Origin of the sequence: Roseomonas alba (genome assembly GCF_019430885.1) — a bacterium.
GTDB classification, from domain to species: Bacteria; Pseudomonadota; Alphaproteobacteria; order Acetobacterales; family Acetobacteraceae; genus Neoroseomonas; species Neoroseomonas alba.
The window spans coordinates 174,515-201,380 of the sequence record NZ_JAHYBZ010000001.1 but is presented as its reverse complement, the minus strand read 5'-3'; the positions used below and the strand labels follow the sequence as shown (position 1 = coordinate 201,380).

The following is a 26,866-nucleotide window of genomic DNA, read 5'->3' as shown; positions in this document are numbered from 1 at the left end:
AAGGGCCGGGTGCCGAAGTGTAAGTCGTTATGTCCTCGCGCTAAGGTTAAGAAACACACAGGGGACACAGGGGACACAGGGCTCGTACTCAAGAAAAACAAAGACTTGCGAGGCAGGCAAAGCAGGGGAACGCCGGAACACACAGGGGGGGGGCACAGGGGCGCAGCAGGCGCGGCGCCGGCCATCACATCCTCCTCTCGCGCGGCGGGGGATCGCCGTCGCCCACCCATTGCAGCGAGTACCTGCTCTTGCCCCAGGTGCCGCCGCCCTTGCTGCGAACGAGCTTGAAGCCGCCAGCGATGGTGCCTTCCTTGCTGCCAAGCACCTTCACAAGATACTGCTGCCCCCGGCCAATCGGATCGACCACGGCTCGGACCGACTGGTGCGCCATGATGTCGGCCGCCAAGACAGGCCTGGGGCCAATTTCCATCCACCATTCTGCGAAGAACTCCTCGATCCTCTGCCGCTCGGGGTCTCTTGCCTTGGTCTCGGCCACGCGGTCCATCGCGTCACGGCACCCGAGCGCGAGCAGCGGATCACGGCACCACCTCTCCCATTGCACAAAGTTGCTGGCCGCTTTACCGCGAGGGAGACCTCGGCCCTGCGCGCGCCCCCACCGCCAGATGGTCAGCGCGTCGCGTAGCAGCACCTGCCTCGCGGCCATCGTCTCTGCCAGGAAGTCGCCCTCGAATTCCCGCGCCTCCGGGTTCTCAGTCTTTGCGTCGAGTTCGATCACAACGAACCGCCGCACAAGATCTTCCGAGAGCAGCACGCCATTGCCGGTGACAGATATGAAGGTGGTGGCGTTCAGCTTCAGCATTTCGCTCTTGCCAAGCACGCGCATTTCCGCCGGGCGCTCGGTCAAGGCTGATGCGAGGAGGTCGGACTTGAGCGCGGCACCGTTTACATTGTCGAGGATCACGGCCGACCGTGCTTCAACAAGTACCGCCGCGATGCGCTTTTCCATCTCCTCCACGGCACTACCGGCAGTTACCGCCGCCGGCTGCGCGCCGTAGGCCACCGCGCACATCGAGCGGATCAACAGCCCCTTGCCTGTAGCCGCGCCCGACATTTCCGCCGCGCGCACCAGTACCGCGACAGAGAGGCCAAGACTCGGTCGGCACACTGCCGTGAGCAGCGCGACTAGGAAGGTGCTCTCGTCCATGCCGGGCGGCTTGCTCGTGTCCACCACAGGTTCGCCGCCGCCCGGCACAGCGACACGCTCTGAGTCCGCGAACGGGAAGGTGCGCCAATGCTTCCGCAGCCGCAGCAAGGCTGCCTCTGCCTCCCCCCGCGTCGGCCTCTCCGGAACGTCCACGACCGGCACGTTGCGGCACCACATGCGCGTTGCCGGGTCATACCCCTCGACAGCATGGATCGTGCCATCGTCGCGGAGCAGGGGAGCCGAGGTTATGCCGTCGAGTGGGCGCAAACCCCATGCGTTACGGTCGTCGAGGTAGAGCGCAGCGACATCCTTGGGCAACGTCGAATAGACATCCTCCTCCGCGCCATTTCGCAGAACCTTGACCCGGTATGGCCGTGAAGCAGCGTGCGCTTCATTGATCACGCCAACTGGCGTTAGCCGTTCGACGATCATGGTCTCGGCGCTCGCGTCGCAGGCCACCCGCACCGGCCCTGCGCGGTCGAACAGGTGCGGTTGGGCCGAGAGCAGCTTTCCGAGCGCCTTCGCAGTCTCGGTTAGGTCGGCGCCGTTGATGAGAAGGTCGGGCTTAGCTTTGCTCTTGTTCGCAGCGTCATCGGCTGGGTGTATGCGATAGGTGATTTCTGTCCCGGCGTCGAAAAGCACCGGGCCATGGGCCGTCTGGCGCAGCACAGCCGCTTCCGAGCGAGACTCACGGAATGGCGTCTCGCAGCGCAGTTTGTCGCCCGGATTCATCTCTGCGACCCATTCGCGCAGGGTCTTCACCGCACCCCGACTCTCGATCTCTGTCTCCCAGGTCAAATCGCCTTCGTTCGTGGCCGTGATGCGGTCGCCGTCGCGCTCGATACGCAATCTGGCACCCGTACGCTTCCGATATTTGTCGAGCGCCTGGGCATCCGGCAGCTTGATGCCAGAGATGTCGAGCACGCCGCCGCCCCTGTTGACGATGCGCACATCAGCATCGGTTACCGACATTCCTTCGCCGCACGCCTCTGGCCGTGCGCAGAACACCAGACGGCCGGTGACCCACACCGAGAAATCGATCAGGCTCCGCCACCCGTGACCGATCTCGCGCCCAGGCTCGGTACGTGAACGGTGCGGTGACGGGAACGACAGTCCGGCGTTGACCGCCGCGACGTGCACAGAATTCCGCATCATCTCGATCTTGGATGCGTCGCTGACGTGCACCCAGGCATGAGTCGCCGGGCCGGGATTGCCAGAGCCGTTGACCACGCGCGAGGAAGAACCCCGCAGCTCGACCCGCTCGCACGTCGAGATGCCAGGCACGACAGCCTCCAACCGCTCCAGCCGATCGGCGAGAGGCATGGCTTGCCAATCCTCAGGCATGCCGGGAGGATTGTCCGCATCGATCAGCATCCACGAAGATGGGGCGATGCCGCGTTTGAGCCGGGCAGCGACACGCTCGCTATTCACGAACTGCACACCGCCCGGCACATCTCCCTTCTTGCCGAGCATCTCGAACAGACGCTTCTCGCTGACCATGCGGAACGGGTCTGCGCCGGCATACTCGAAGACGCCGGGGCAGATCACTTCGTCCTCACGCTCAGTGACCTGCCGCAGCAGCGCCACAAGCGCATCAGCATCAGGAACTACGACGGTTCGCGCCGTTCCTTCCGTGACGTGCGCAACAGCCGTCTTCGTCACACGGCCATCGGCGTCGAGCCGGTAGCTCTTGCAAACGCGCGGTGGCGACGCTGACTTGATGATGGTGATGAAATCGTCAGACACCAAGGTTCTCCCCGATGCCCGATGCAGCAGTGAAAGCATACCTCGCAGGAGCGATGGGCGATGAGGTCGCCTGCCTGTCTTTCGCTCGCGGTGCCCGGCCCGGTGTCGCTCTCGTGGCGGCGCCGGGTCTTAAATCAGTCGTTGGTTTTCAGGTTCAGACGAAGCGTAGCGGACGCTCGCTGGCCATCACAACGCGCACCGCCCGGCGCATCGCCCGCCGCCGCGTCCGGCGCAGCGCCTCCCGGCACGGTGTCCTCGCGATCATCGCCGCCACCATCAGTATCCGGCACGCTGCCGCCATCGCTGCCGATAACGCCATCCTGGCCCTGCGCATTGGGCTTGTTCTCCTCGGGTTCGCCACGAGTCATGTCGTGAGGTGTCCTTACGTTTGACAATTCGGTCATTTGCCAAATGAAGGAGAAACCAAGGAAAATGCGCTCGCGCTGATCTCCTCGGCGTACTCCTGGACTGGCAATTCGAGTTCCGCGCCGATCCCGCTTGCGACGGGGTCGGCGCAACTGCGTCAGGGTGACGCTTCCTGCGTGGTGCGCGGGCCGCTTTCAATTACGCGCCCGGCAGCCGCGCGGCACATGGCTGCCTCTTCCTCATCTTCACGAGCAGCACTCTCACGCCGCGCTTCGATCCACAGATCGCGCATCGACTCATCGAGGTATTTCAGAAACAGTTCTCTCTGCTGGTTGCTCGCGCCGATCCACGCGCCAAGCTCCTCAAGCTTGTCCAGCAGAGCATCAAGAGCTCGAAGATGTTTCCCGTCGATCAGAACACCTTTGAACTCGCCACCTTTGAAGTGTTGGACCTCAAGGCATGCCGACAGCATTGGCTCGCCCATATATCCTGACGCTCTGTGCACATAGATCTGCGAGCAGACGTGGATCGGAAGATCACTTGAGCTAGGGACTTGATAGAAGACTCCGTCCGACGTCATCACGAAGCCACGAGGCACCCCAGCACCGGTGTCTTTGTCCGCGAATTTGTCCGACATATATCCTTCTCGGCGCAACTCCTCGACCGCGCTGAGCAGGATCTTCTCGGTGCATCCGAGCCGTGCTCTTTGCTTCTCCAGCTCGATCAGGAATTCCGGCCCGTGCTTGCGCACGATCTCGTGCGCTGCATCGAACAAATACTTGCCGCCGGGCGGGATCTTCGGGAAATCATCATCGCTCATCTCTCGCCCTCCCTCACGCCGCCTGCTTGCGGCGCGCCGGCTTCGTCACCGGCTTCGCGCCGGGCTTCGGCGACGCCTTCTCACCGGGCTTCACGACGTCGGTGATGATGCGCTCGTCTCGCCAGACGCGGAGGCGGTGCGCACGCAACCCATCATCGCGATAGCTGCGGCTGGTCTCCTCTCCGCGAAAGAGCGGGATCGCGTGGATGCCACGCCGAACGAGCTCTGCTTCGCCTTGCGCGAGCAATCCCGAGAAGCGAACGGCCGATGGACCATTGACATGCGTGTCGGCGTCGCCGACTTCGGGCAGCAGCCCGCGCTCCAGCAGCATCTTGAGCAGCGCACCCGGCCCGATTTCGAGCGGGGCGTCCGCGCGATTGGGCAGTGTCTCCGCGAAGACGAGCATCGCTTCGACAATAAGAGACGCACAGCGTGGACTCTTGGCTAGCTTCACTTCAGCTCTCCGAACGGTCTTGGTTTCGACACGTCGAAGAAGCGCCAGTCACTGACAGCTGAGCAACTGTTGGAATTCGCCTGAGCATCGACTGCACAATTCGGATGGCTGCACTGTGCAGATGGCGCCACACATCGCGCTTCCGCCCGGGCGCAAATGATGCGGGCGGCCCTTCCGCCAGGAGGAGCCGCCCGTTCCGTCTTCCGTCAGCGCAGGCAGCTCAGTCGGCGGTGATCGCCCCCCGCGGGTGCTTCGGGCGCACAGGGTCGATGCCCATTGAGTCGATGGTGATGGGCGCCTGCGCCGGAGGCGCCGCGGTCCGCACCGAGCGGCTGCGCCACACGACATCCAGCAGGGCATCCTCGTCGCACCAAATGCTGAAGGCGCCCTCTTGCGACGAGCCTGATGCAGGCCTCACGCCCGGCACACGACGCGACTGCGCGACATGCACCCCGCGGCGCCGCAGCTCGTCCGTCACCCGTACCATCGCCGCCGACAACGCGCGCGCATTCACGCGTTGCGCGGGGCTGCTCCCCGGAGGGATCAAGCCCCCTTCCACCAAGAGCCCCTGCAGTTCGCCGGCCTTGGCAACGAGGGGGTTCGTCTGACGGCAGGGCACCGCCTTCATCAGATCGAGGATCGCGACCACGATCGCTTCATCGATCGCTGCATAGTGCATGGTGCTCACTGATTCATCTCCTCTGCATTCGGGTTTCGTGCGCCACCGGAGGGGTCGTTGGAGGGGTTCGCGATGCCAGCGATCCGCCATCTCCAGGACGCACCATCATCTCGACCAGCCCGATGGTTTCCGGCGCGGAATCCTGAACGTCAGGCCTCGGGCTCGACCTGCGCATCGGTCATCTGGGCCATGGCATCGCGTATGCGGGCCTGTTCGTGGCGCACGCGGCGCAGCGCGGCCAACAGGGCGACCTCCTGCGCAGCATCGGGCGGGCCCTCGCCGTACTGGGCCAGCGCGGCCTCGGCCATGCGGCGGCGAACGTCGCTGTCGAGCGCACGCGCCACGAACCACCCGCGGGACCGCCGCAGCTGCCGCGCCATGCCCGGCAGACCGAGCGCGAGGTAGTCGTCCAGCCACACTTGGACCCAGGCGCCGCCGTCCGCTGCGCCAGCCTCATCCGTGAAGCGGTAGCGCACCCCGCGCCGCCACATCTCGGCTTGCAGCTTCGCGAGCACGTCGGAATGAATGTGCGCGCAGCCGACCTTGTCGATGAAATCGTCGATGCGCATCATGAGCGGCTGGTGCGCGGCCGGTACCGGTCCATCACCCGGCTGCTGCGCCGCCCAGGTCAACAACGCCACGACCAACTCCTCTTCCAATGTCTGGAAGGTCATGTGGTCCTGGGCCAAGCACATCTGCCAAACCTCCTGCCCGCTCGGCGCGGCGCTCGGTCCCGCGTTGGTGGGGTGGCTATCAGCGGTCACGGTCACACTCCTCCGGCTCGATGCATGGGCGGCAGCAGGCGGGACACCATCACCTGGGCGAGGCGCGTGCCCACCCGCCCCGCCTGCTGCCCACCGAGCCGCGGGGCGGCGAGGCGCAGAGCCCTCGCCATTCCCACGGCCCGGCAACTGAAACGGCGCGCGCTCACTGGGCCGCGGGCTCCACACGGGAGTGCGCACCCGCCAAAGCGCGAGAGAACGCGCCCTGCCACGCCTCGACCGAGGCGCCCGAGGCCTGCCGCGTGCCCATGCCGGCCGCCGCGGCGATCTCGGCAGGGTTCGGCCCCGTCGCGTTCACGGTCTGGTTGATGTTCACGACGGCTTCCTGATGGACATTGTTCGTCGTGCCGGGCATCCGATCCGTCAGACCTGCGGACGGTGGGGTGGTCAGGCTTTGCAGGCTGATCGGCGGCCGGCCGGCGCGGTTGAGGCCCTGCCGCACGCGGCGCTGACCCGTGGCGGGGTCGGTCGTTATGCCCGTGCCGCCGCTGCCAGCCTCGCCGACCGAGCCCACGCCCGAGGGCGTTTGTGCCGCCGTGCTGCCAGGAGCGGACCCGGTCAGGCGCGACACAGCCCCCACCAGCCGTTCCACAAGCTCGACCAGGGGGCGGATCGCCTCCATCACTGCGTCGGCGCCGCGCTGAATGCTGTCCCAGAGGTCGACGAAGAACTGCTTCACCGGCCCCCAGGCATCGAGGATCAGCGCCGCCACGCCCGACAGGATGCGGCCCATCTCCGCGACCTGCTCGGAGTTGGTGAAGCGGGACCATTCCTGCGCGATGGTGCGCAGCGCGGCCAGGACGGTCCTTTCCATCCAGTTCCAGGCGTCGATGAAGGGCTGCGCGACGTTGGCGAAGTCGCCGAACATCTGCCCGAACAGCGTGTCGATGTCTTCGCCCGTGACCCAGGCGAAGAAGTCCTCCGCAATGGCCCAGCAGAAGAAGAAGGCTGCTCCCAGCGCGACGAACGCTGCGGCGACGGCTGCCGCCGTCACCCACAGCGGGGCCAGTGCCACAGCCAAGCCCGTGAGCCCGAACATGAGCGTGCGCGCCACCGCATCGGCCCCGCCTAGGCGTTCCACGAGGTCGCGGATGATCCGCCCGACCGGCGCCAGCTTCTGCCGCATCCACTCGATGCCCTGCCCCGCCCGGCGGAACATGTGCGCCAGGATTTGGGACAGCTGCGTGGCCCGGTCGATATCGGCGAGGAAGCGCGCCGTCGCGTTCCCAAGGGTCGCCCAGGCCCTCGCCATGGTGAGCGGCGCGCGGGACAGCTCCTGCCGGGCAGTGCGCGACGCATTCAGCATTGCCAGGATCAGGCGCGCCGGGGTGAGCAGGCCCTTCTCGGCCTGCTCCATCAGCTGCGCCATGGTGACGTTCAGCTCCCGCGCAACGTCCCGCAGGAAGGCCGGCATATTCTCCCGCAGGGTACGGAACTCGTCGCCTTGGAGCTTGCCCGAGGCCAGCGCCTGGCCCAGCTGGATCATGGCGCCGGTCAGCTCCTGCGTGCCGACGCCGGCATTGATGGCAGCGGCCTGCAACCCCTCAATCAGATCGACCGTGTCGCCAGCCGGGCGGCCCAGGTCGCGCATGGCGAGGTTGAATCGGGCGAAGGCGTCGGCGCTGTCGTTGGCCGAGACGCCGGTGCGGAGGCTGGCGTCGTACAACCGCGAATAGACGTCCTCGGCCTCGCCCGCGCTGGTGGCCGAGCGACCGATGGCGCTTTCGATCTTCGCCAGCGAGGCGGTCATGCGGTCGCCGGCCCGCGCGACGAGCGTGCCGATTGTCCCCACGGCTGCCGCGACCGCGGCGATGGCGGCGACGACGCCGGCAGCACGCGCCCGAAGCGCGTTGAAGCGGGCTTCGTAGTCGTGGGCGCCGCGGTCGTCGGTCTTGTAGGAAAGGCGGGTGATGAGTTCGCGAACAATCACGGGCCAGGGTCCTCCTCATTGGTCGGCTTGGTGCCCCCGAAGACACGCTGCATGGCCTCGTGCGTCGCGCGAGCGCGGCGGAGGGTGGCGCGCAGGTCACCCTGCATGGCGGCCGCATCGCCCCGATGCCGGAGCGCGCTTTCCATCAGGAACAGGAACATCTCTCCAAAGCCCGGCATGTTGGGGACCGGGCCACGCGGAGCGCATGGCGCACCTTCGTCTTGCGGGCTGGGGCGGTTCGTCACGCAGCAGCCCTCCTCAGACCATGTCCGAAGTCAGCAGCAGCGGCCCCGCCAGCGTGCGGGCGCAGATGCCGAGCAGGCGAATGTCCTCGCTTTCGTCGCTATCGAGATTCTGCTGCCAGCGCCGCTCACTGACCGGCCAACGCGAGGCGCGCATCGGGTCGGCCTTCCAGATCTGCGCGATCACGTTGGTCAGGGCATGCGCGAGGAACGCGAACGGATCGAAGCCCTCGATAGCGCCGGCCCGCTGTCGGCTCATGCGCTCCACGCGCAGATAGAGGAACGCGTCGTCCAGCATTGCGTCCTTCATCCGCTGACCGTCGAGCAGCACCGGCACGCGCGGGAATTCGAGCCGCGCCGGGCGCATCAGGAGCCGGCGCATCGCTCGCGCAGTGCGCGCGACTTCGGCCGCCTTCGCGGTGTCCGTCAGGCCGTACCAGAATTCCATCACGGCATCGGGCGAGCTGAAAATGTGCACATCTTCTCTGCGCTCCCAGCCAGGCGCGGCCCGTCGGTCGCCGACGCTGTCGCAGCGCCAAGCACCGATACGGCTGGTCAGTGGGCGAAGCCCCTCAACCGGGTCAACGAGGCCAGCGCACAGGCCGGCCTGGGGGTCGGTTGTCGATGAGGCAGGGTTGAACGAGTGCATCGTGCCGCCCCTCCTCAGACCGCCGCCGAAGTCAGCAACAGCGGCGCCGCCAGGGTACGGAAATGGATGCCGCAAGTGGCGATGTCGTCGGCGATGTCGAGGTCGAGGTTGGCCTTCCGGCTCGGGCGCCGATGGCCATTGCGCTGCGCCCGGTCGGGGTCCGCCCGCCATGCCTCGGCCACTGCGCCGCGCGTCAGCAGTTCCGTGAGCCGAGCAATCGGGTCGGCCTCCAGCCGCAAGAACGGCAGGCAGTCGTCGAGCATGTCGGCCGGCACCAGCTCGCCATCCAGCAGCACCGGCACTTCGGGGAATTCCAGCCGACGACGCTTCAGCAGCGCCCGCATGGCGGTCCGGGTGCGGGCTTCCTCGGCCGCCTTCGACCGAGCCTCGCGCTGCTGCGCCTCCGCGGCAGCAGCGGCAGCCTGCGCGGCTTCGCGGCGTGCGGCCTCGGCTTTCTCGGCATCGGCGCGAGCCTTCAGGTGGACAACGGCGCCCTCGCCGTAGGCAGCGACGATGGTCGCGACCGAGGCAGCCCGCGCCTGCTCAGCGGCCTGCGCAGCGGCTTGACGGTCTGCCTCCTGCTTGGCGGCTGCCGCCAGCCCCGCAGGTGACTGCGCGGCTGCGCGCGCTGCATTGTCCCGCGCCTCTGCGGCCTTCAGGCGTTCCCAATGCGCGAGAACCTTCTCGGGGCTCGGGAACACATCGCGCCCATCATGGACCTGAGGCGGATCAGGCCGCTTGGGCGGCTCGGGCGGACGCGTCGGCACATGGGGCCGGATCGGTTCGCCCTTCGCCCAAAGATCGATGCCGTCCTCGCGGAAGGCGCCCGCGCTGTCGTCTCGCAGCGCGCTGACCATCTGTCGCCGCGCGTCGCGGGCCGAGGTGCGGACGGGCACCCGGTCATAGGTGCGTGCCCGCAGGCCGCGCGCCGAGCTGGGCTCGGACTGCGCGTCGCCGCCATCGAGCCGCAGTCGCGCAATGCCGGCCCGGCCCCGCTCGACCACGGCGAGGTGGTTGATGCGGATGTTCCGCTGGATGGCGTCATAGGGCTGGCCATCGGGCGTGACGCCCGGCGTCATGTCCATCTCGACCGCATAGCCGAGCGATAGTTCCCGTTTTGTTCCCATGCGGTTCGGCGCGTGGATCACGACTTCAGCGACCACGGTATCACCGTCGCGCCGACCCTCGGACATGACCGTGCCAATGATGGCGGAGGTGTGCGCGTCTTTCGTCACCCGGCCACGATGACCGTCAGTGACCGGCGCGCCGCGCATCGAGCTCAGGGTCGCGGCGGCGAACACTTCCTCGGGCGGGCGATACTCGCGGCGAACGGTGCCGTCGCCCCGCGGGTACTCGAAGACGCCGGTCCGGCTCACGATGGGCGAGTCCATGATCCAGCCTTCGGGCGTCACCTGCGCGCTTTCCAGCGAGATGAAGTCGAACCGCTGGACGTCCGCGGCGTCGCCGCTGCGGTCCTCGCGCATCACGCGTGGCGGGGTGGCGCGGACAGGCGACGCACGCCAGCCAGAGCTGATGCTGCGGATCATCTCGGCGCGGGCATCGCGCGAGGAGGCGCTGTCGGTGCGGAAATGCTTGGTCACTGGTTCTTCTCCAGGCGGCGTAGGAGGTCCGGGGCGCTGCCGCCGAACAGATGAGGGGCGACGTGGCACATGCGGACGACTTCAGAGCCGTGGCACGTGACTTCGCGCATCGTCACCATCGCGTGTTCATCGAGCGAGCCGCCGGGCGGCGGGACGATCTCCAACTCAAAAAGGTCCGCTCCAATCCGTTTCGGCCGGATCAGCGCGATGTTGTTCACGATGGCAACGCCACCGAACGCATTCGCGATGTGCATCAGTGCGCCGCCACGCCACGGTGGCGAACATCTGGATCGACGACGCGCCCGACAGGATTGCGGTGCAGGTGCTCCTCGACCGAAGCAACTTCGACCAGCGTGCGGCGACCGGCCTTCAGCATGCGCACTCCGCCTTCCTTGCGGAGGCGGTAGAGCGTCTGCTTCGAGATGCTGAACATCTCGGTGGCCTGCGGCACGGTGACGTAGCGCTTTGTGATGTCGGTGCGGCTCACTGGTTCTCTCCGTCGTCGTGATCTGACGGAGCTGATCCTCGGCCAGCCCGGGGCCAGGCAGGGCCGCGATTAATTCGAGTGTTGGCCGCGGCGGACCATGCCCGTTCGCGGCCGGTGCCACGTCAGCAGGGAAGAGGAATTAATCGCGGCCCAAGGACAGGCCGCGCGGTGGCCTTCTCCGCGGTGTCGCCAAGCCGGCGACGCGCTTCAAGGAGACTGAATAGATGAGTGAGATAAAACTCAAAGCTGGCGATCCAGTGATCGATTCAGCTGCCGAAGGTGTGTCAATTCGTGACGCGATGAAGTTGCTTCAGGCAGTGGCGCTCGATCGTTTAGGCTATTTCGACTCAACTGACCTCCGCCTAGTTTGGCGTGAGGAGCATTGGGACGTTGACCCAAATTCCTTGGTCAACAACGCCCTTTGGATGATCGACATGCCATTGCGCGACGAATAGGCCGAGCACGTCACCGCGCTGTGTCCGCGCCCGTCTCGGTAACCGTACCCGCGTAGTCGGCGGGGTCGGCGGGCGGCGCCGAGCAGTCAATCCGCGCTGCTCGGCGCCCACCTCGCGGTGAGATCAGGACCGGCACCCCATCAAGCGCCACGGCGAACCATGGCGACCGTCGAAAAGCGGATAAGGGGGCCGGACGAGGGGCCGTTGAGCGCAAGGGCCATCTTCTTCAGCGATTACAACAGCTTCGCGAAGAAGATGGCGTCCCCTAGGGGATTCGAACCCCTGTTACCGCCGTGAGAGGGCGGTGTCCTAGGCCTCTAGACGAAGGGGACCCGTGCCGGAGGCCGGCTTCTAGCCCCCCCTTCCGGAGGGATCAAGCCGCCTTCTGCGCCGATCGGCAGGAAAAGCACGCGGGACCTCAATCGCGGAGCCGGATCTCCCCGATCCGCCGCGTCCCGTTGGGGTCCAGCAGGATCACGCGCTCCCCATCCGGCCGCGTCACCCACACCGCCAGGGCGCGATCGGTGGCCGCGACCCCGGCGATTCGCGCACCTTCCGGCTGCGCCAGGGACAGCACCGAAGCCGACCCGCCGCTCGGCGTCCCATTGCCAAGACGCTGGACGAGCAGCACCGCGAGCGCCACGGTGCCCGCCACGATCAGCACCCCCATTCCGATCACCAGAGCCTTGAGCGCAGCCACACCATCCCCCTCGCCTGCCGGATCCGCATCCGGCGATACAGACATCCTCGCACCGCCTGAAGCCGCCGGCACCCGCGCCGACCGCTTCCTGGCGGAGGCGATAGGTTCGCTCTCGCGCTCCCGCGTCAAGGCATTGATCGAAGCGGGGCACGGAACCCGCGACGGCGTGCCGATCAAGGACCCGGCCGAGCCGGTCCGCGCCGGCGCACTGTATCGCCTCCACGTCCCGCCGCCGGTGTCCGCCACGCCGCAAGCCCAGGCGATTCCCCTGACCATCCTCTTCGAGGACGCCGACCTCATCGTCATCGACAAGCCCGCGGGCCTGGTGGTGCACCCTGCCCCGGGCAACCCCGACGGCACGCTGGTCAACGCCCTGCTCGCCCATGCCGGCGACGACCTGCCGGGAATCGGTGGCGAGAAGCGCCCCGGCATCGTCCATCGCCTGGACAAGGACACCTCGGGCGTCATGGTTGCGGCCAAAACCGACCGCGCCCACCGCGCCCTGTCCGAGGCCTTCGCCGCCCGCGACCTCGACCGTGCCTATCTCGCCCTGGTCTGGGGCCTGCCCGAACCGCTGCAGGGAGAGGTCTCGGCCCCCATCGGCCGCCACCCGGTGGATCGCAAGCGCATGGCCGTCGTCGAACGCGGCGGCAAGCCGGCCACCACGCGCTATGCCGTGAAGCGCGGCTGGGGCACCGCCGTCAGCCAGGTCGAATGCCGCCTGCTGACCGGCCGGACCCACCAGATCCGCGTCCATATGGCCCATATCGGCCATCCCCTGGTCGGCGACCCGGTCTACCTCCGCCGTACCCCGGCGGCCGCCCGCACCCTGCCGGCGGTCCAGCGCGAGGCCCTGCTCGCCTTCCCCCGCCAAGCACTGCACGCCGCAACGCTGGGCTTCCGACACCCCGTAACCAAGCAGTCGCTCTCTTTCGAAAGCCCCTTACCGGCCGACTTCGCTAGATTGCTTGCGTTGCTGGACGGTAACACCGGGTAACCCGACTATTGCAGTCGGTTTTTCTTGCACCGCGAAACCGAAGGGGCTACAAGAGCGTTGTCGGAATCCGATGGGTGCCACGCACAGCGCCCCGTCCGGCTTGCCCCGTCGTGACAGGGGCCGGCGGCCCGGGTCGGGCCCGGAGGATAGCGACGAAACCGAGGCTATGGCCGTACCGCGCCCCGCCGTCACGGGGGGCCCGCCCGGCCCAGGAGGCAGATATCAATATGGCTTCCAGCATGGCCATTCCAATGGCGACCGAGGGAAATCTCTCCCGCTACCTGCAGGAGATCCGCAAGTTCCCGATGCTGTCGCCGGAAGAGGAACTTTCCCTCGCCCGGCGTTGGAAGGACGAAGGCGATGAGCGTGCCGCGCACAAGCTCGTCACCTCCCACCTGCGCCTGGTGGCGAAGATCGCCATGGGCTACCGCGGCTACGGCCTGCCGGTCGGGGAACTGATCTCCGAAGGCAATGTCGGCATGATGCAGGCGGTCAAGCGCTTCGACCCGGAACGCGGCTTCCGCCTCGCCACCTACGCGATGTGGTGGATCCGCGCCGCGATCCAGGAATACATCCTGCACTCCTGGTCGCTGGTGAAGATGGGCACCACCGCCGCGCAGAAGAAGCTGTTCTTCAACCTGCGCCGGCTGAAGGCCCAGATGTCCGCGCTCGAGGAAGGCGACCTGAAGGACGAGCAGGTGGCGAAGATCGCCCATACCCTGCAGGTGCCCGAACAGGACGTCGTCAGCATGAACCGCCGCCTGTCGAGCCCCGACCACAGCCTGAACGCGCCCGTCCGCGCCGACAGCGAAGGCGAGTGGCAGGACTGGCTGGTCGATGATGGCGAAAGCCAGGAAGAGGAACTGGCCGAGCGGGAGGACATGACCAACCGCCGCGACCTCCTCGCCGGGGCATTGAAGACGCTGAACGAGCGCGAGCGCCACATCCTGATCGAGCGCCGCCTGAAGGAAGAGCCGACCACGCTCGAGGAACTCTCGCAGCAGTACAACATCAGCCGCGAGCGCGTCCGCCAGATCGAGGTCCGCGCCTTCGAGAAGCTGCAGAAGTCGATGAAGCAGCAGGTCGCGGAGCGCCGCCTGACGGTCGGCTGACCGCCCGGTACTGGACGAATATGAAGGGGGCGGCGGGGAGACCTGCCGCCCCCTTTCGTCTTGGCGCGCTGTGACAATGATCGCTGGCGATCCTCACGGCGGCGCGGCAAGACTGCGCCCGCCGGGCCTTTGGCCGCTCAACGCCGCGGCCGCGCCCCATGGAGAAACACGCGCATGTCGCCCGTCACCCGTCGCCTCGCCCTGGCTCTGCCGGCGCTCGCCCTCGCCCTGCCCGTCGCGGCGCAGGAACCGGCGATCCTGCTGTTCCGCGTCGTCTCCCAGCGCGACGAGGTCATCATCGGCCTGACCCCGGCCGAACTTGCCGCCATGGGCAGCGGGCCGGAAGCCGAGCGCATCGCGCGCAAGCTCGCCTCGGACGGACAGGTCGGCGCCTGGCGCTATACGGTTGGCCGCGCGGCGGACGGGTCGACCCGCTATGGGGCGACGGGGCGCATCGCGATCCTCAAGCAGGATACCTATCGGATCGAGCCGTATCGCGCCGCCATTCCTGTGGCGCCGCCGCCGGGCTGATGGCGATTCGAGAGGGGCGCCACCCCTCTCCAAGCCTCTCCCCACCAGGCCATAGATGGCCTGGACCGCCGGACAGTTGGTGCCCTGCACGACGGCCATACTGTCCCCCAGCGCGCTTCGTGCGCAGGTGCGGGTCTCGGCATTGAGCCTGCTCCTGGCGCCCGGCGCCAAGTGACGGTTTCCAAAGGCCTTGCGGCGTTTGGTGGGCTTGGCGGCACTGCCGCCAAGGTCCGGAGAGGGGCAAAGCCTCTCTCCGGTTCCATCCGCCGCCTCAGCGGATCGGCGGCGCGTATTGCTGCCCGCCGTCACGCCACAGCCGGTTCACGCCGCGCGGAATGCCGATCGGGGTAATGTTGCGCTCGTACATCTCGCCGTAGTTCCCAACCTGGCGGATGATCTTCACCACCCAGTCGTTCGCCACGCCCATCGACTGGCCGAGATCGCCCGTGCGCCCCAGCAGCCGCTGGATGTCGGGGTTGGTGCTGGTGCGCGCCAGTTCCTCGACATTCGCGCTGGTCACGCCGAGTTCCTCGGCCGCGATCTGCGCGAACAGCGTCCAGCGGACGATGTCGAAGAAGCGCCAGTCGCCCTTGCGCACCACGGGCCCCAGCGGCTCCTTGGAGATCAGCTCCGGCAACAGCAGGAAGTCGTCCGGGTTCTGCTGGGTCGCGCGGAAGGAGGCGAGCGAGGAGGCGTCGTTGGTATAGGCGTCGCAGCGACCGGAGATGAAGGCCGAGCGGATCTCCTCGACATTCTCGATCACCACCGGGGTGAAGCGCATGTTGTTGGTGCGGAAGTAGTCGGTCAGGTTCAGTTCGGTCGTCGTGCCTGGCTGCACGCAGACCGTCGCGCCATCGAGCTGCCGGGCCGAGGTCACGCCGGAGGTCTTGCGCACCATGAAGCCCTGGCCGTCGTAGAAATTGATGCCGGCGAAAGCGAGGCCGAGCTGCGTCTCGCGCGCCATGGTCCAGGTCGTATTGCGCGCGAGCATGTCGATCTCGCCGGATTGCAGCATGGGGAAGCGCTGCACCGTCGTGTTCGGCAGGAAGCGCACCTTCGTCGCATCACCGAAGATCGCCGCGGCGACCGCCCGGCAGGTATCGGCATCGAGGCCGCGCATCTCGCCCCGGCTGTCCGGCAGAGCGAAGCCTGCGGAGTTGATCGCCACGCCGCAGATGAGCTGCCCACGGGCGCGGATCGCGCCGACCGTGTCAGGGCCAGCGGTCTGGGCCGAAGCCTGCCCGGCCACGGCCATGACCGCGGCCGCAGCCAGGCCCGCGACGCGGGCACGAATGCTTGTCATCAATGATTTCTCCCAGATTCAGAAGCACGGGCCGCCTTCGTTGCGGACGTCCCGCAGGAAGCATGCCCGTGCCCGGCGCCGGCCGCCAAGCGCTGTCTGCGCGGCGCGCCCCGGCGGCGCCTTAGCCGGGTCCAGCGAGGATGGCGTCGGCCATTTTCTCCGCCGTCATCAGGGTCGGGAAATTGGTGTTGGCGGACGGCACCACGGGGAAGACCGAGGCATCGACCACCCGCAGCCCGGCCACGCCGCGCACCCGGCCCGCATTGTCCACCACCGCCATCGGGTCGCCTTCCGCCCCCATGCGGCAGGAACAGGACGCATGCCAGACGCCGATCGTGCCCTTGCGGATGAACTCCTCCAACGCCTCGTCATCCTCCATCACCTGGCGGAAGGTGAAGCCCTCGACGACGTAGCGGTCGATGATCGCGCGCCGCAGCACGGCCGGCCCATCGAGGATTTTCGCGATGAGCGAGGTGAGGAAGCGGTTGCGCGGATTGACCACGCCGATCCTCCGCACGCGGTCGGAATAGAAGGCCGGGAAGGGATCCGTCGAAACAGCGGCGAGCGGCGCGCTGAGATTGAGCGCCGCCGCCAGCTTGAATCCGATCATCAGACGTTCGAGGTCACGCCGGTCGGACAGCAGGTTGAACTCGACATCCGGATGCTGGCGCCAATCGGTGGACAGCAGCCGCACCTGGCCGCGCTGCGAGTAGGTCTTGTTCACCCAGGTCAGCATGGAGCCGATCTGCTCGCCCACCGCATGCCAGGCGGATTTGCTGGCCGCCGCCATGAACATGTCGCCGGCCGGCGCTCCCTCGATACCCGAGGAGAAGCGCAGCCCGACATTGATGTGCCGCCGCAGGGGGGTGCGGTTCAGCCGTGCCTGGGGCTTGATGAAGCAGGACAGCGAGATCGCCGGATGGTCCATCAGCCCCTGCCCCACCCCGGGCAGGTCGGCGCGGACCTCGATGCCGAGGTCCTTCAGGTGCGCCGCCGGCCCGATCCCCGCCCGCATCAGATGCGCCGGCGAATGAATCGCGCCGGTGCAGAGAATGATCTCCCGACCGCGGAATTCCTGTTCCTGGCCCTTCACCAGCGCGCGGATGCCAACGCAGCGCGTGCCCTCGAAGATCAGGCCCATCACCTGCGTCTCGGTGGACATGGTGAGGTTCGGCCGCTTGCGCGTCTCCGCATCCAGGTAGCCGATCGCGGCCGAGACGCGCGAGGTCTCGGTCACGTTCACGGTCACCGGGAAATAGCCGTCCTCGAAGGCGCCGTTCTGGTCGGCGAGAGTCTTGTAGCCGGCCTGGCGGAAGGCCTCGGCCGCCGCGCGGGAATGCTCCGGCCACTGCGATTCCGGCACGCGGCGGACCGGGATGCGGCCCTGCTGCCCATGCCATTCATTGTCGAAATCGAGGTCGCGCTCGACCTTCTTGAAGTAGGGCAGCACGGCGTCCCAGTTCCACCCGGCGGCGCCGCGCTGTTCCCATTCGTCGTAGTCGTGCGGCGCGCCGCGATTGGCCATCTGGCCGTTGATCGAAGACCCGCCGCCCAGCACCCGCGCCTGTTCGTATTTCCGCAGCGGCGGACGGTCGGCCTGCGGGTTGTTGTGGGAGACGACCTGGGTGCGGACCTTCAGCTCGGTCCAGTGGAAACGCGGATCGAAATAGGCCGTGCCGGGATAGGTATCGAGGATGGTCGCCGGCTCCTGGCCTGGTGGCGTGTCGGGGCCGGCCTCGCAGAGCAGGACCTTGTTGGCGCCGGGTGTCGACAGCCGATGCGCCAGAACCGAGCCGGCGGAACCCCCGCCGACGATGATGAAGTCGTACAAGCCGCGCTTCCCCCGATGGATCGTCGTTCGCACCAGCAGATCACTGTCGGACGCGGTGCGGAAGGGGGCGTTGCTGGCTGGGCGTCTGCTTTCGTCCGAGGGCCGGAGGGGCAGAGCCCCTCCGGTCGCGCCGCTGTCCGACCGCGCGGCCCTTGCTGCCCCCGGGCTACGACGCGGCCCGCAGGCGCTGCATCACCTCGTCCGGCGCGTTCAGCGCTTCCCACAGCATGGCCCCGGCCGTAACCGTCGCCGTCCGCAACTGATCCATCGGCACGATGGCGCGCCGATCGGCAGCGGTCAGCAGGTAGCGCAACGCACTGCCCGGCTCGTCGAAGCCGGCGATCAGCCGCGCCGCGGGAATGCCGCAGGCGGCAAAGTTCGCGTGGTCTGAATTGGTCATCAGCGGCTGATGCGTGCGCAGCGTCCGCCCGATCTTCGCAGCCGCGTCCTGCATGAAGGGGCCGAGCATCGCGAAGCCGCTGGTCAGCGCCGTCAGCGAGGGGCCGCCGGCAATCGAATCGAGGTTGATGTTCACCGCCATCGCCGCCCTGCGCGATGGGGCAAGCTGCGCGAGCCAAGCCTTGGACCCGGCCAGCGCCCATTCCTCGGCACCGAAGATGCAGACCGTCAGCCCCCGCGCGCAGCCGGCGACGACCGGCGCCGCCGCACGCGCCAGGCACAGTGCGGCAGCGAGGCCCGTCGCGTTGTCGATGGCGCTCTCCCCCAGCGGATGGCCGTCCAGATGGGCGGAGAGCACGACGCGCTGCTCGCCGCGCCCCGGCAGGTCGAGCACCAGCGTCGGCGTCGTGGCCGGATGATCCTCGCCCAGCAGCGTCACCCGCACCTTGCGCCCCTCGGCGAGCAGCGCGCCCGCTTCGGCCGAGATGCCCATGGCGGGAATCCCCACCCCGCCCGCGCGGCCCGAGGAGCCGGAGACCGGCCCGATGCCGGGTTCCGGCTGCACGATCAGGAAGGCTGCCGCCCCGGCCTCCTGCGCTGCCGCCAGCTTCACCCGCCGATGCACCGTCCCGGCGGAGAAGGGATACTCATGCCGCGCCAGCACCGCGCGCCCGGCGGCGCCGGAGAAATCCCCCGGCACGCCGCGTCCGCAATCCATGCTGTCGAGCACCAGGCCCTCCGCCGGCGTGCTCGCTGCCCCCAGCAGCGGCGCGCAGGCGAGGTCGCGGCCTGTCGCGACATCGATCAACCGCGCGTCGCGACAGTGCCAGCCGGCATAGGCCACCGGCTCCTTTCGGACGGCGCCGAGCATGGCAAGGCGCTCCTCCATCAGCACGAAGCCACGCTCCGCGCTGGCCGTGCCCTGCAGGCGGCCGCCGGTGTCGCAGATCGCCGCGAAATCCGCGGCGATCCCATCGTCGGCGGCGATGCGATCGAGGAAATCCGCGAGCGTCACTGCGCGGTGATGCCCCGCGACCGCGCGATGTCGCGATAGCGCACCAGGTCCTCCCGGATGCGCTGCCCGAAGGCAGCGGGGCCGTCGGGCCGGGCGATCACCGCCAGGGCCTCCAGCCGCGGGGTCATGTCGGGTGCGGCGAGCACGGCCGGCATGGCCGCGGCAATCTTATCGATCACCGGCACCGGCGTGCCGGCGGGGGCCAGCAGCCCCCACCAATGCTCGGCGATCAGGTCGATGCCCTGTTCGCGGAAGGTCGGGATGTCGGGATGGCTGCGCATACGTTCCGCCGCCATGACGCCGAGGCCGCGGATCTGCCCGGAGGAAAGCTGCGGCGCGGCCGAGGCCACGGTGACGAACACCGTGTTGATGTTGCCCGCCGCGAGGTCCTGGATGGCCGGGCCGCCGCCACGATAGGGCACATGCGTCAACTGCGTGCCGGTGACCGCCTGGAACAGCTCGCCCATCATGTGGGAGGCAGCACCGACGCCGCCTGAGCCATAGGTGAAATGCCCCGGCTGCGCCTTGGCGAGCGCGGCGAATTCCGCCGCGTTCCGCACCGGCAGGGACGGATGCCCGAAGATCAGCAGCGGTGCGACGCCAACCATGGCGACGGGCACCAGGTCCTTCTCGACGTCATAGGGCATGCGTGCCTGAAGCGCCGGCACGATGGTGTAGGGCAGGTCCGCGAGCAGCAGCGTGTAGCCATCGGCCGGCGCGCGCGCGACCGCCTCGGTACCGAGCATGGAGCCGGCGCCCGAGCGGTTCTCGACCACGATAGGCTGCCCGAGTGCGGCGCCGAGGCCCGGCTGGATCAGCCGCGCCAGCACGTCGGAGGACCCGCCCGGCGCGAAGGGCACGATCAGGCGTATGGACCGCGTCGGCCAGTCCGTCTGCGCCAGTGCCGGCGCGGCGAGGGCAGCCCCCGCCGCGCCCAGCAGCGCGCGCCGCGTCAGGCCCTCGGGCGCAGCCCGCACCATTCGGTGATGAAGGTTGCGATGGTCTTCGTGCATGACCGGAGATCCTCGATGGAAGTGCGTTCATCGAAGCCGTGCGCAACTTCCCCCTTGGGACCGTAACAGAGTCCCGGGAAACCGAAATAGAGCCCGTAGTAGCGCGCGTCATTCACCGCCGTGGTGCGCCGCTCCGGCATTTCGCCCCCATGCACCGAGGCATGCGCGGCGGCGAGCACCTTCTCCGCCTCGCTGCCCGGTTCCAGCACGTAGGGATCGGTCTGGAACCCAGTCCAGATGATCTCGGGCGGGTTGTTCGCCATGAAGGCGTCGCCCTGCGCCGCGGTCTTCACGCAGGATTCGATGCGGGCCATCGCTTCCTCCGGCGTCATGCCGGGGATCAGGCCGATGCGGCAATCCACCTCGCACCAGGCGGGGGTCGAGGACGCCCAGTCGCCGCCGCGGATGATGCCCGGGTTGAACTTGATGGGGTCCTTGATGTCCGCATACCAGGGGCTGGCCTTGGCTTCCGCGTTCAGCACCTTGGTGTGCGCGTACAGGGCGTTGATCAGCGCATAGGCCGACATGATCGCGTTGGTGCCGTCCTGCGCGACGGCGACATGCACGGGCACGCCCCGCACGCGCAGGCGGAACCAGATGGTGCCGGTCTGGGTGCGGGTGATGGTGTGGCCGGTCGGCTCCGGCACCAGCGCGGCCTCGGCGCGATAGCCGCGCAGCAGGGCGGCGAGCGCGCCATTGCCGGTGCTCTCCTCCTCCGTCACCGTCTCGATGTACACATCCGCCGCCGGCTCGAAGCCCGCCGCGCGGATCGCATCCATGGCGAAGACCATGCAGGCCACGCCCGACTTCATGTCATGCGCGCCGCGGCCATACATCCAGCCGTCGCGGATGGTCGCGGAATAGGGCGGGTAGGTCCACATCTCGTGCGGGCCTTCCGGCACCACGTCGATATGGCCCTGCAGGATCAGGCTGCGGCCCGTCGGGTTCTTTGGACGATGGGCGGCCACGACCTGGATGGAGGCCGCCGGATCGGCATCGACCATCGGTGCCATCTTGGGATGCTCGGGCACGTCGGCGATGGAAAAGCGGTCGACCGCATAACCGCGCTCGGCCATCTGGCGCGCGAACCAGTCCTGCAAGGGCGCCTCACGCCCGCGTAGGGAGGGGAATCGCACCAGTTCCTGCAGGAACTCCACTTCCTTGTCGAAGCCCGCGTCGATCGCGGCGGCAATACGGGACAGGGCTTCGGCATCAGACATGGAACTGCGGATCCTTCGTGTTCTCGACATGGGCGCGTAGCGCGCGGGCTGGATCATAGACAACGCTTCGGGCGCGCCCAGCCCATCGCGTCGATCCTCCGCGCCATCCGGATCGCGCCCTGTCCGCGCGCAGGGCAGCCGGCGCCCACGGTATGAGCACCCGGCACCCCGAGCGTCTTCAGGCGGCGGGGGGAATGATGCGTCGTGCCAAGCCGCGCGCGGCCTGCCAGTGGCGACGGCGCGGCGGGGGAGCACAACGGCCTGCCGCGCAGCCAGTACCAGGAACAGATGCCGGGACGTCTCAATGACCCGTTCGATGCGGTCCCAGGCAATGCGGGAGCTGAAGCCGGTGACCGAGACGGTGATCTCCGCCGGATCGAGCGTCACCGCGATCGGTTCGCGCGAGAGGGCGGTCCGGCTGAAGAAGAGGCCCGCGACCATCGCCAGAATGTGATGCACGGCGAAGGGCAGCAGCACCGGCACGATGATGGCGGGGCAAGACCACCATGTCATCTCACCCGCGGCGACCGCCGTGGCGAAGCCACGCAGACCCTGCAGCGATCCCGCACTGAACCAGGCGACCACCACCATGATCGCGAGAATGACGACGGCTGCGGCGATGCGGCGCCGTCAGGGCCGCCGTTGAACCGCCGCCAGCATGGCGACAAAGTCCGACCGCGGCGTGTGGTGGGGGATGGTGATGCCGTCCGGCCCCGCCCCTGCGGAGGGCGGGGCGTCGCTCATGCGGCGACCTCGACCGCCGCTTCCAGCCCCAGCACCGCGCCCAGCGCCTCGACCCGGCGCATCACGCTCTCGCCGGCGAAGACGCCGCTGCCTTCGACGAGGCGCAGCACGAGCCGCCCCCCCTCGCGCTCCAGCGCGGTTCCGGCGAGCAATTCGGGCGTGCCGCCCGACAGCGTGTAGGCGAGCCGCAGCGCAGCGCCGAGGATCTCCGCCCGCCTTACCGCTGCGACATCCAGCAGCACGCGCGCCGCCTGGAGGAAGGCGGCATCCGGCAGCGCCTCGTAGCGCAGCGCGATGGCCAGCGCGAGGAAGGCGCGCGCATGGTGGTCCAGCCCCACGCCAGGCTGCCGCAGAATGCGGAAATAGGCGTGCTCGGCGCGGTAGTCCGGATGGTCGTGGCTGCCCACGTCGCTGACCCAGCAGGCGGCGACGCGCAGCGCGGCATCGCCGGTCGACTCGCGCTCGAACAGTCCGGCCGTCCATTGCGCGAGGGCCGGCAGCAGGCGCGGGTCGCGGCCGAAGCGGTCGGCCAGGTCGCGTGCCGCGGCGATCAGCGGATCGCGCTGACGTTCCTCGGATTCGAGGTGCCGCGCATACCAACCCTCGCGCAGCCCGTTCGCGCTGAACACGACGCGCCGCGCGCCGGAGGCCCGCAGCAGGCGCCGCATCACCATCGCCGCCCAGGGCAGGTCCTGCACGCGCTTGGTCGGCGCGCCGGGCATGCGGTCGAGCGTGCGGCGCGTCGCGGCCATCACCACGCCGGCCAGGTCGCGCGCTTCCTCCCGCGACAGCACGTAATGGTGCACGATCGACAGCGGATAGGCCGTCTGCGCGATGTGCATGCGCGCGAGCGCACGCCAGGCGCCGCCGACGAGATAGAGGTCGCGCCCCTGCGCCTCGGGCAGCCAAGGCACGCGGTTGAATTCCTCGGTCGCCATGGCGCGGCCGCGTGCGATCTCATTGTTCGCGCGCTCGGCGAGGCGTATGGCGCCGAGCGGCAGGCTCATTACCCGCCCGGCGCGGCCATGCGCCAGTTCCACCAGCTCCAGCGACCCGCCGCCGATATCGCCGAGCACGCCATCGGCGTCAGGGAAGCCCAGCAGCACGCCGTCGGCGGAGAGCAGCCCCTCCTCTTCCCCGGTCAGCACGCGGATGATGAGGTCCGGCAGGCGCTCGCGCAGCCGCGCGACGAAGCTCGGCCCGTTGGTCGCATCACGCACCGCGGCGGTGGCCAGCACCTCGACCGGCTCCGCGCCCATGGCGCGGGCGACAGTGTGGTAGCGCACCATCACCGTCAGCGCCTGCTCCACCGCGTCCTCGTTCAGCAGGCCGGTGGAGACCAGGCCGCGTCCGAGGCCGAGCACCGCCTTCTCGTTGAAGATGGCCTGCGGATTGCGCCCGCGCCCCTCGAAGACGACGAGGCGCACGGAATTGGAACCGAGATCGACGACGGCCGAGCGCGGCAACCGCCGCCCGTCCTCCATCCAGGCCGGGCCTTCTCGCATCGCGCTGTCCACTTGTGTCAGTCCTGCATCACGCGGTCCTGGCGGGGGCGGCGCGGCGTGCCTTTCAGCGCGCTGCCGCGGCCCGACAGGGACGGGTTGGTCATGAAGTACTCATGCGCCGAGACCGGCTTGTCGCCGGGCGCGAGGCGCGTCCATTCGCCATCCGGGCCCAGTTGCCAGGACTGCATCGTGTCCTTCAGGTTCACGACCATGATCTGGTCGAGCACCTGGGCGTGCACGGTGGGATTCTCGACCGGCACCATGGTCTCGACGCGCCAGTCCATGTTGCGCGCCATCCAGTCGGCACTGCTGATGAAGACCTTGGCGCGGCGCGAGGGCAGCCGGTGCCCGTTGCCGAAGACAGCGATGCGCGAATGTTCGAGGAAGCGGCCGACGATCGACTTCACGCGGATATTGTCGCTCATCCCCTTCACGCCCGGGCGCAGGCAACAGATGCCGCGCACCACGGCATCGACCTTCACCCCGGCGCGGGACGCGGCGTAGAGCGCATCGATCAGCGTCTCATCCACCATCGAGTTCATCTTGATCCAGATGGCGGCCGGGCGGCCTTCCCTGGCGAAGGCGATCTCCTGCTCGATCAGTGCGAGCAGCGAGGGGCGGATGGTCAGCGGCGAGAAGGCGAGCTTCTCCATGCTCTCCGGCCGCGCATAGCCGGTCATGAAGTTGAACAGCTTCGCCGCGTCGCGCGTCAGCGCCGGATCGGCGGTGAAGTAGGACAGGTCGGTGTAGATGCGCGCCGTGACTGGATGGTAGTTGCCCGTGCCGAAATGCGCGTAGGAGCGGAGCTGCGCACCCTCGCGGCGTACCACCAGCGACACCTTGGCGTGGGTCTTCAGTTCGACGAAGCCATAGACCACCTGCACGCCGGCGGCTTCCAGCTCGCGCGCGATGGCGATGTTGCGCTCCTCGTCGAAGCGGGCCTTGAGCTCGACGATGCCGGTGACGCTCTTGCCCTGCTCGGCCGCTTCGATCAGGGCCTTGGCGATCGTGCTGTCGCGGGTGGTGCGATAGAGCGTCTGCTTGATCGCGACGACATTCGGATCGCGCGCCGCCTGGCGCAGGAACTGCACCACCACGTCGAAGGATTCATAGGGGTGATGGACGACGATGTCCTTCGCCCGGATCGCCGCGAAGCAATCCCCGCCATAGTCGAGGATGCGTTCCGGGAACCGCGGCGTATAGGGCGTGAAGAGCAGGTCCGGCCGGTCCTCGACGATGAGCTGCGTGAGGTCCGACAGGCCGAGCAGGCCCTCCACGATGAACAGTTCCGATCGCGGCGCGCCCAATTCCTCGGCGACGAAATCGACCATGTCCGGCGGCGTCGCTGCGGTGACGGACAGCCGGATCGGCATGCCGCGCCGGCGCCGCTTCAGCGCGGTCTCATAGGACCGGACGAGATCCTCCGCCTCTTCCTCGAACTCCACATCGGTGTCACGGATCAGGCGGAACAGGCCGGTCTCGGCGGGGATGAAGCCGGGGAACAGCCGGCCGAGGAACATCACGATCAGGTCCTCGAGCATCACGAAGCGGATGCCGGGGGATCCCTCGCGCGGGGGCAGGCGGATGAAGCGCTGCACCTGCGGGGACAGCGGCAGCAGCGCCCGCATCGTCCCGCCATCCTCCTCCCGCACCAGCTTCAGCACCATGCAGAGCGACAGGTTGGCGATGAAGGGGAAGGGATGCGCCGGATCGACGGCGAGCGGCGTCAGGACGGGGAAGACGCGTTCCATGAACAGCTCTTCCAGCCAGGCGCGATCCGCGGCGTCGAGTTCCGCCTGGCCGCAGACGACCACCCCGGCCTCGCGGAGCAGCACCTCCAGCTCCTGCCAGGCCGCGCGCTGCCCGGTGATCAGCGCCAGCGCGCGTTCATGGATGGCGGCCAATTGCTGCGCCGGCGTCTTGCCGTCCGGGGAGACCTTGGCGATCCCCGCCCTCTCCTGCCCCACCAGTCCGGCGACGCGCACGGAATAGAACTCGTCGAGGTTGGAAGCGGAAATGGCGACAAAGCGCAGCCGCTCCAGCAGCGGATGGCGCGGATTGGTCGCTTCCTCCAGCACGCGCTGGTTGAAGGCAAGCCAGGACAGCTCCCGGTTCGCGAAGCGCTCGGGGCTCACCAGCAGCGCGGCAAGGTCCGGATCGACGGTTTCGACGACGTCGTTCATGACAACAGCCTACAGCAGGGCCGGCGTGGCGGGCGAGGGCACCGCGAAGCCTGTCTCGGAACCGTCATCTTCCGCGGCACCAAAGCCGTCCCAGCCGGCCAGGACAGCGCGCGCCAGGGCGCGGCTGACCGGGACCCGGGCGGCCAGCGCGGCGCGGTCGAGCCGGGCGGCCGCCTCGGCCAGGGTCGCTGCATCGCGGTTCAGGCGGGTCAGCAGCCAGGCCTGGACCTCCGGGGCCACGCGCAACTGGCGATCGGCGAAGTGCTTGGCCAGCAGCGCCCCAAGCAGTGCATCCCCGGGCGACCCGATGCCGATCGCCATGGTCGCGCGTAGCCGGCTGGCGAGGTCGGGCAGCGACACGCGCCAGCGGGCGGGCGGCTCGCGGCCGATCAGCAGCAGGTGTTCGCCGCGTTCGGCGCAGAGGTTGATGAGGTGCAGCAGGGCGCGTTCCTCCGCGACGGCATCGGCATCGTCCAGCACGGTCCCGGCCGCGGGCTCCGGCAGGCCGCGCAGGGTGGGGCCGGCGATGAGCCGCCAGCCGCGCTGCGCCGCCACGGCACGGGCGAGATGCGACTTGCCCACCCCTTGCGGGCCGAACAGGGCCAGCCGGCCGAGCGGCCAACGGTCCGGACGGTCGATCCAGGCCAGCGCCTCGGCGTTTGAGGCGTCCTCCAGGAAATCGGCGCGGTTGGAGGAGACGGGCAGCGACAGTGGCAGGACGAATTGCCGCGCGCCGCCGGAGGGCGCGGTCATGGCGCTGGCGGCAGCGGGAGGGGCTCTGTGCCTCCCCGCCCTACCCGGCCAAAGGCCGAAAGGCCTTTGCAAACCTCAACCTGGCGCCCCGCGCCCCGGCCGGAATGGTGCCGAGCCCCGCTCCTGCGCCCGAAGGGTGTTGGGAGGGGATGCTCCATCCGTTGCGCCCCGCGCCAGAAAACTG

General features: G+C 68.4%; 25 protein-coding genes and 1 tRNA gene. 4 read left to right on the top strand and 22 right to left on the bottom strand.

The genetic code is table 11. The features are described 5' to 3' along the window. Window positions 1–184: 184 nt before the first annotated feature. The 12 genes from KPL78_RS00950 to KPL78_RS00895 all read right to left on the bottom strand — a co-directional run bounded on the left by KPL78_RS00950 (window position 185) and on the right by KPL78_RS00895 (window position 10,921). Window positions 185–2,911: a hypothetical protein gene (locus tag KPL78_RS00950; RefSeq protein ID WP_219760769.1), complete on the bottom strand. Its 2,727-nt coding sequence runs from the start codon at window positions 2,909–2,911 to the stop codon at window positions 185–187. Between the two features lie 134 nt (window positions 2,912–3,045). Beyond that, the gene (locus tag KPL78_RS00945; RefSeq protein WP_219760768.1) at window positions 3,046–3,315 is read right to left on the bottom strand and encodes a hypothetical protein; all 270 of its coding nucleotides are present in this window, start codon (window positions 3,313–3,315) and stop codon (window positions 3,046–3,048) included. Between the two features lie 119 nt (window positions 3,316–3,434). Beyond that, window positions 3,435–4,097 (bottom strand): hypothetical protein, encoded by a 663-nt coding sequence (locus KPL78_RS00940; protein ID WP_219760767.1) that lies wholly within the window; start codon window positions 4,095–4,097, stop codon window positions 3,435–3,437. 13 nt (window positions 4,098–4,110) lie between these two features. Next, window positions 4,111–4,503 (bottom strand): hypothetical protein, encoded by a 393-nt coding sequence (locus KPL78_RS00935; protein WP_219760766.1) that lies wholly within the window; start codon window positions 4,501–4,503, stop codon window positions 4,111–4,113. Window positions 4,504–4,771: 268 nt separating this feature from the next. Then, on the bottom strand, window positions 4,772–5,239 hold the full coding sequence (locus KPL78_RS00930) for a hypothetical protein (protein WP_219760765.1): 468 nt from the start codon (window positions 5,237–5,239) through the stop codon (window positions 4,772–4,774). 140 nt (window positions 5,240–5,379) lie between these two features. After that, the gene (locus KPL78_RS00925; protein ID WP_219760764.1) at window positions 5,380–5,994 is read right to left on the bottom strand and encodes a hypothetical protein; all 615 of its coding nucleotides are present in this window, start codon (window positions 5,992–5,994) and stop codon (window positions 5,380–5,382) included. Between the two features lie 163 nt (window positions 5,995–6,157). After that, window positions 6,158–7,942: a tape measure protein gene (locus tag KPL78_RS00920; RefSeq protein ID WP_219760763.1), complete on the bottom strand. Its 1,785-nt coding sequence runs from the start codon at window positions 7,940–7,942 to the stop codon at window positions 6,158–6,160. Next, the gene (locus KPL78_RS00915; RefSeq protein ID WP_219760762.1) at window positions 7,939–8,121 is read right to left on the bottom strand and encodes a hypothetical protein; all 183 of its coding nucleotides are present in this window, start codon (window positions 8,119–8,121) and stop codon (window positions 7,939–7,941) included. Before KPL78_RS00915 ends, KPL78_RS00920 begins: the two co-directional genes overlap by 4 nt. 79 nt (window positions 8,122–8,200) lie before the next feature. Further along, entirely contained in the window at window positions 8,201–8,833 is a 633-nt protein-coding gene (locus tag KPL78_RS00910; RefSeq protein WP_219760761.1) for a hypothetical protein, read from the bottom strand. Window positions 8,834–8,847: 14 nt separating this feature from the next. Continuing rightward, window positions 8,848–10,434 (bottom strand): DUF2213 domain-containing protein, encoded by a 1,587-nt coding sequence (locus tag KPL78_RS00905; RefSeq protein ID WP_219760760.1) that lies wholly within the window; start codon window positions 10,432–10,434, stop codon window positions 8,848–8,850. Next, entirely contained in the window at window positions 10,431–10,688 is a 258-nt protein-coding gene (locus KPL78_RS00900) for a hypothetical protein (protein WP_219760759.1), read from the bottom strand. The genes KPL78_RS00905 and KPL78_RS00900 overlap by 4 nt, the downstream gene beginning before the upstream one ends. After that, window positions 10,688–10,921, bottom strand: a complete 234-nt coding sequence (locus KPL78_RS00895; RefSeq protein ID WP_219760758.1) for a helix-turn-helix domain-containing protein — start codon at window positions 10,919–10,921, stop codon at window positions 10,688–10,690. Before KPL78_RS00895 ends, KPL78_RS00900 begins: the two co-directional genes overlap by 1 nt. Before the next feature lie 224 nt (window positions 10,922–11,145). On the opposite strand from KPL78_RS00895, the gene KPL78_RS00890 reads away from it, so the two are divergent. Then, window positions 11,146–11,376: a hypothetical protein gene (locus KPL78_RS00890; protein WP_219760757.1), complete on the top strand. Its 231-nt coding sequence runs from the start codon at window positions 11,146–11,148 to the stop codon at window positions 11,374–11,376. Between the two features lie 256 nt (window positions 11,377–11,632). Here KPL78_RS00890 and KPL78_RS00885 read toward each other — a convergent pair. Continuing rightward, window positions 11,633–11,708 (bottom strand) — tRNA-Glu (locus KPL78_RS00885). A gap of 86 nt (window positions 11,709–11,794) precedes the next feature. Next, a complete protein-coding gene (locus KPL78_RS00880; RefSeq protein ID WP_255568488.1) occupies window positions 11,795–12,121 on the bottom strand; it encodes a DUF6476 family protein in 327 nt (108 codons plus the stop codon). Here KPL78_RS00880 and KPL78_RS00875 point away from each other — a divergent pair. From KPL78_RS00875 to KPL78_RS00865, 3 genes are all read left to right on the top strand, one after another. Continuing rightward, window positions 12,063–13,073 carry an RluA family pseudouridine synthase gene (locus KPL78_RS00875; protein WP_219760755.1) on the top strand — a complete coding sequence of 337 codons (1,011 nt, stop codon included), beginning with the start codon at window positions 12,063–12,065 and terminating at the stop codon, window positions 13,071–13,073. The two genes, KPL78_RS00880 and KPL78_RS00875, sit on opposite strands and share 59 nt — an antisense overlap. A gap of 227 nt (window positions 13,074–13,300) precedes the next feature. Further along, the gene (gene rpoH, locus KPL78_RS00870) at window positions 13,301–14,185 is read left to right on the top strand and encodes an RNA polymerase sigma factor RpoH (protein WP_255568487.1); all 885 of its coding nucleotides are present in this window, start codon (window positions 13,301–13,303) and stop codon (window positions 14,183–14,185) included. A 174-nt stretch (window positions 14,186–14,359) separates the two neighbouring features. Continuing rightward, window positions 14,360–14,716, top strand: a complete 357-nt coding sequence (locus KPL78_RS00865) for a hypothetical protein (RefSeq protein WP_219760754.1) — start codon at window positions 14,360–14,362, stop codon at window positions 14,714–14,716. A gap of 271 nt (window positions 14,717–14,987) precedes the next feature. Here the strand turns inward: KPL78_RS00865 and KPL78_RS00860 are convergent, their stop codons facing one another. From KPL78_RS00860 to KPL78_RS00825, 8 genes are all read right to left on the bottom strand, one after another. Beyond that, entirely contained in the window at window positions 14,988–16,019 is a 1,032-nt protein-coding gene (locus tag KPL78_RS00860) for an amino acid ABC transporter substrate-binding protein (RefSeq protein ID WP_219760753.1), read from the bottom strand. 121 nt (window positions 16,020–16,140) lie between these two features. Further along, window positions 16,141–17,850 (bottom strand): GMC family oxidoreductase, encoded by a 1,710-nt coding sequence (locus KPL78_RS00855; protein ID WP_219760752.1) that lies wholly within the window; start codon window positions 17,848–17,850, stop codon window positions 16,141–16,143. Between the two features lie 166 nt (window positions 17,851–18,016). Next, window positions 18,017–19,264, bottom strand: coding sequence for a M28 family peptidase (locus KPL78_RS00850; RefSeq protein ID WP_219760751.1), 1,248 nt, complete (start codon window positions 19,262–19,264; stop codon window positions 18,017–18,019). Further along, on the bottom strand, window positions 19,261–20,277 hold the full coding sequence (locus tag KPL78_RS00845; protein WP_219760750.1) for a tripartite tricarboxylate transporter substrate binding protein: 1,017 nt from the start codon (window positions 20,275–20,277) through the stop codon (window positions 19,261–19,263). The genes KPL78_RS00850 and KPL78_RS00845 overlap by 4 nt, the downstream gene beginning before the upstream one ends. Then, window positions 20,217–22,088, bottom strand: coding sequence for an ArgE/DapE family deacylase (locus tag KPL78_RS00840; protein WP_219760749.1), 1,872 nt, complete (start codon window positions 22,086–22,088; stop codon window positions 20,217–20,219). The genes KPL78_RS00845 and KPL78_RS00840 overlap by 61 nt, the downstream gene beginning before the upstream one ends. 149 nt (window positions 22,089–22,237) lie before the next feature. Then, window positions 22,238–23,725 (bottom strand): Ppx/GppA family phosphatase, encoded by a 1,488-nt coding sequence (locus KPL78_RS00835; RefSeq protein WP_219761677.1) that lies wholly within the window; start codon window positions 23,723–23,725, stop codon window positions 22,238–22,240. Between the two features lie 38 nt (window positions 23,726–23,763). Next, on the bottom strand, window positions 23,764–25,929 hold the full coding sequence (locus KPL78_RS00830) for an RNA degradosome polyphosphate kinase (protein ID WP_219760748.1): 2,166 nt from the start codon (window positions 25,927–25,929) through the stop codon (window positions 23,764–23,766). A gap of 9 nt (window positions 25,930–25,938) precedes the next feature. After that, the gene (locus tag KPL78_RS00825; RefSeq protein ID WP_219760747.1) at window positions 25,939–26,682 is read right to left on the bottom strand and encodes an HdaA/DnaA family protein; all 744 of its coding nucleotides are present in this window, start codon (window positions 26,680–26,682) and stop codon (window positions 25,939–25,941) included. Window positions 26,683–26,866 lie beyond the last annotated feature (184 nt).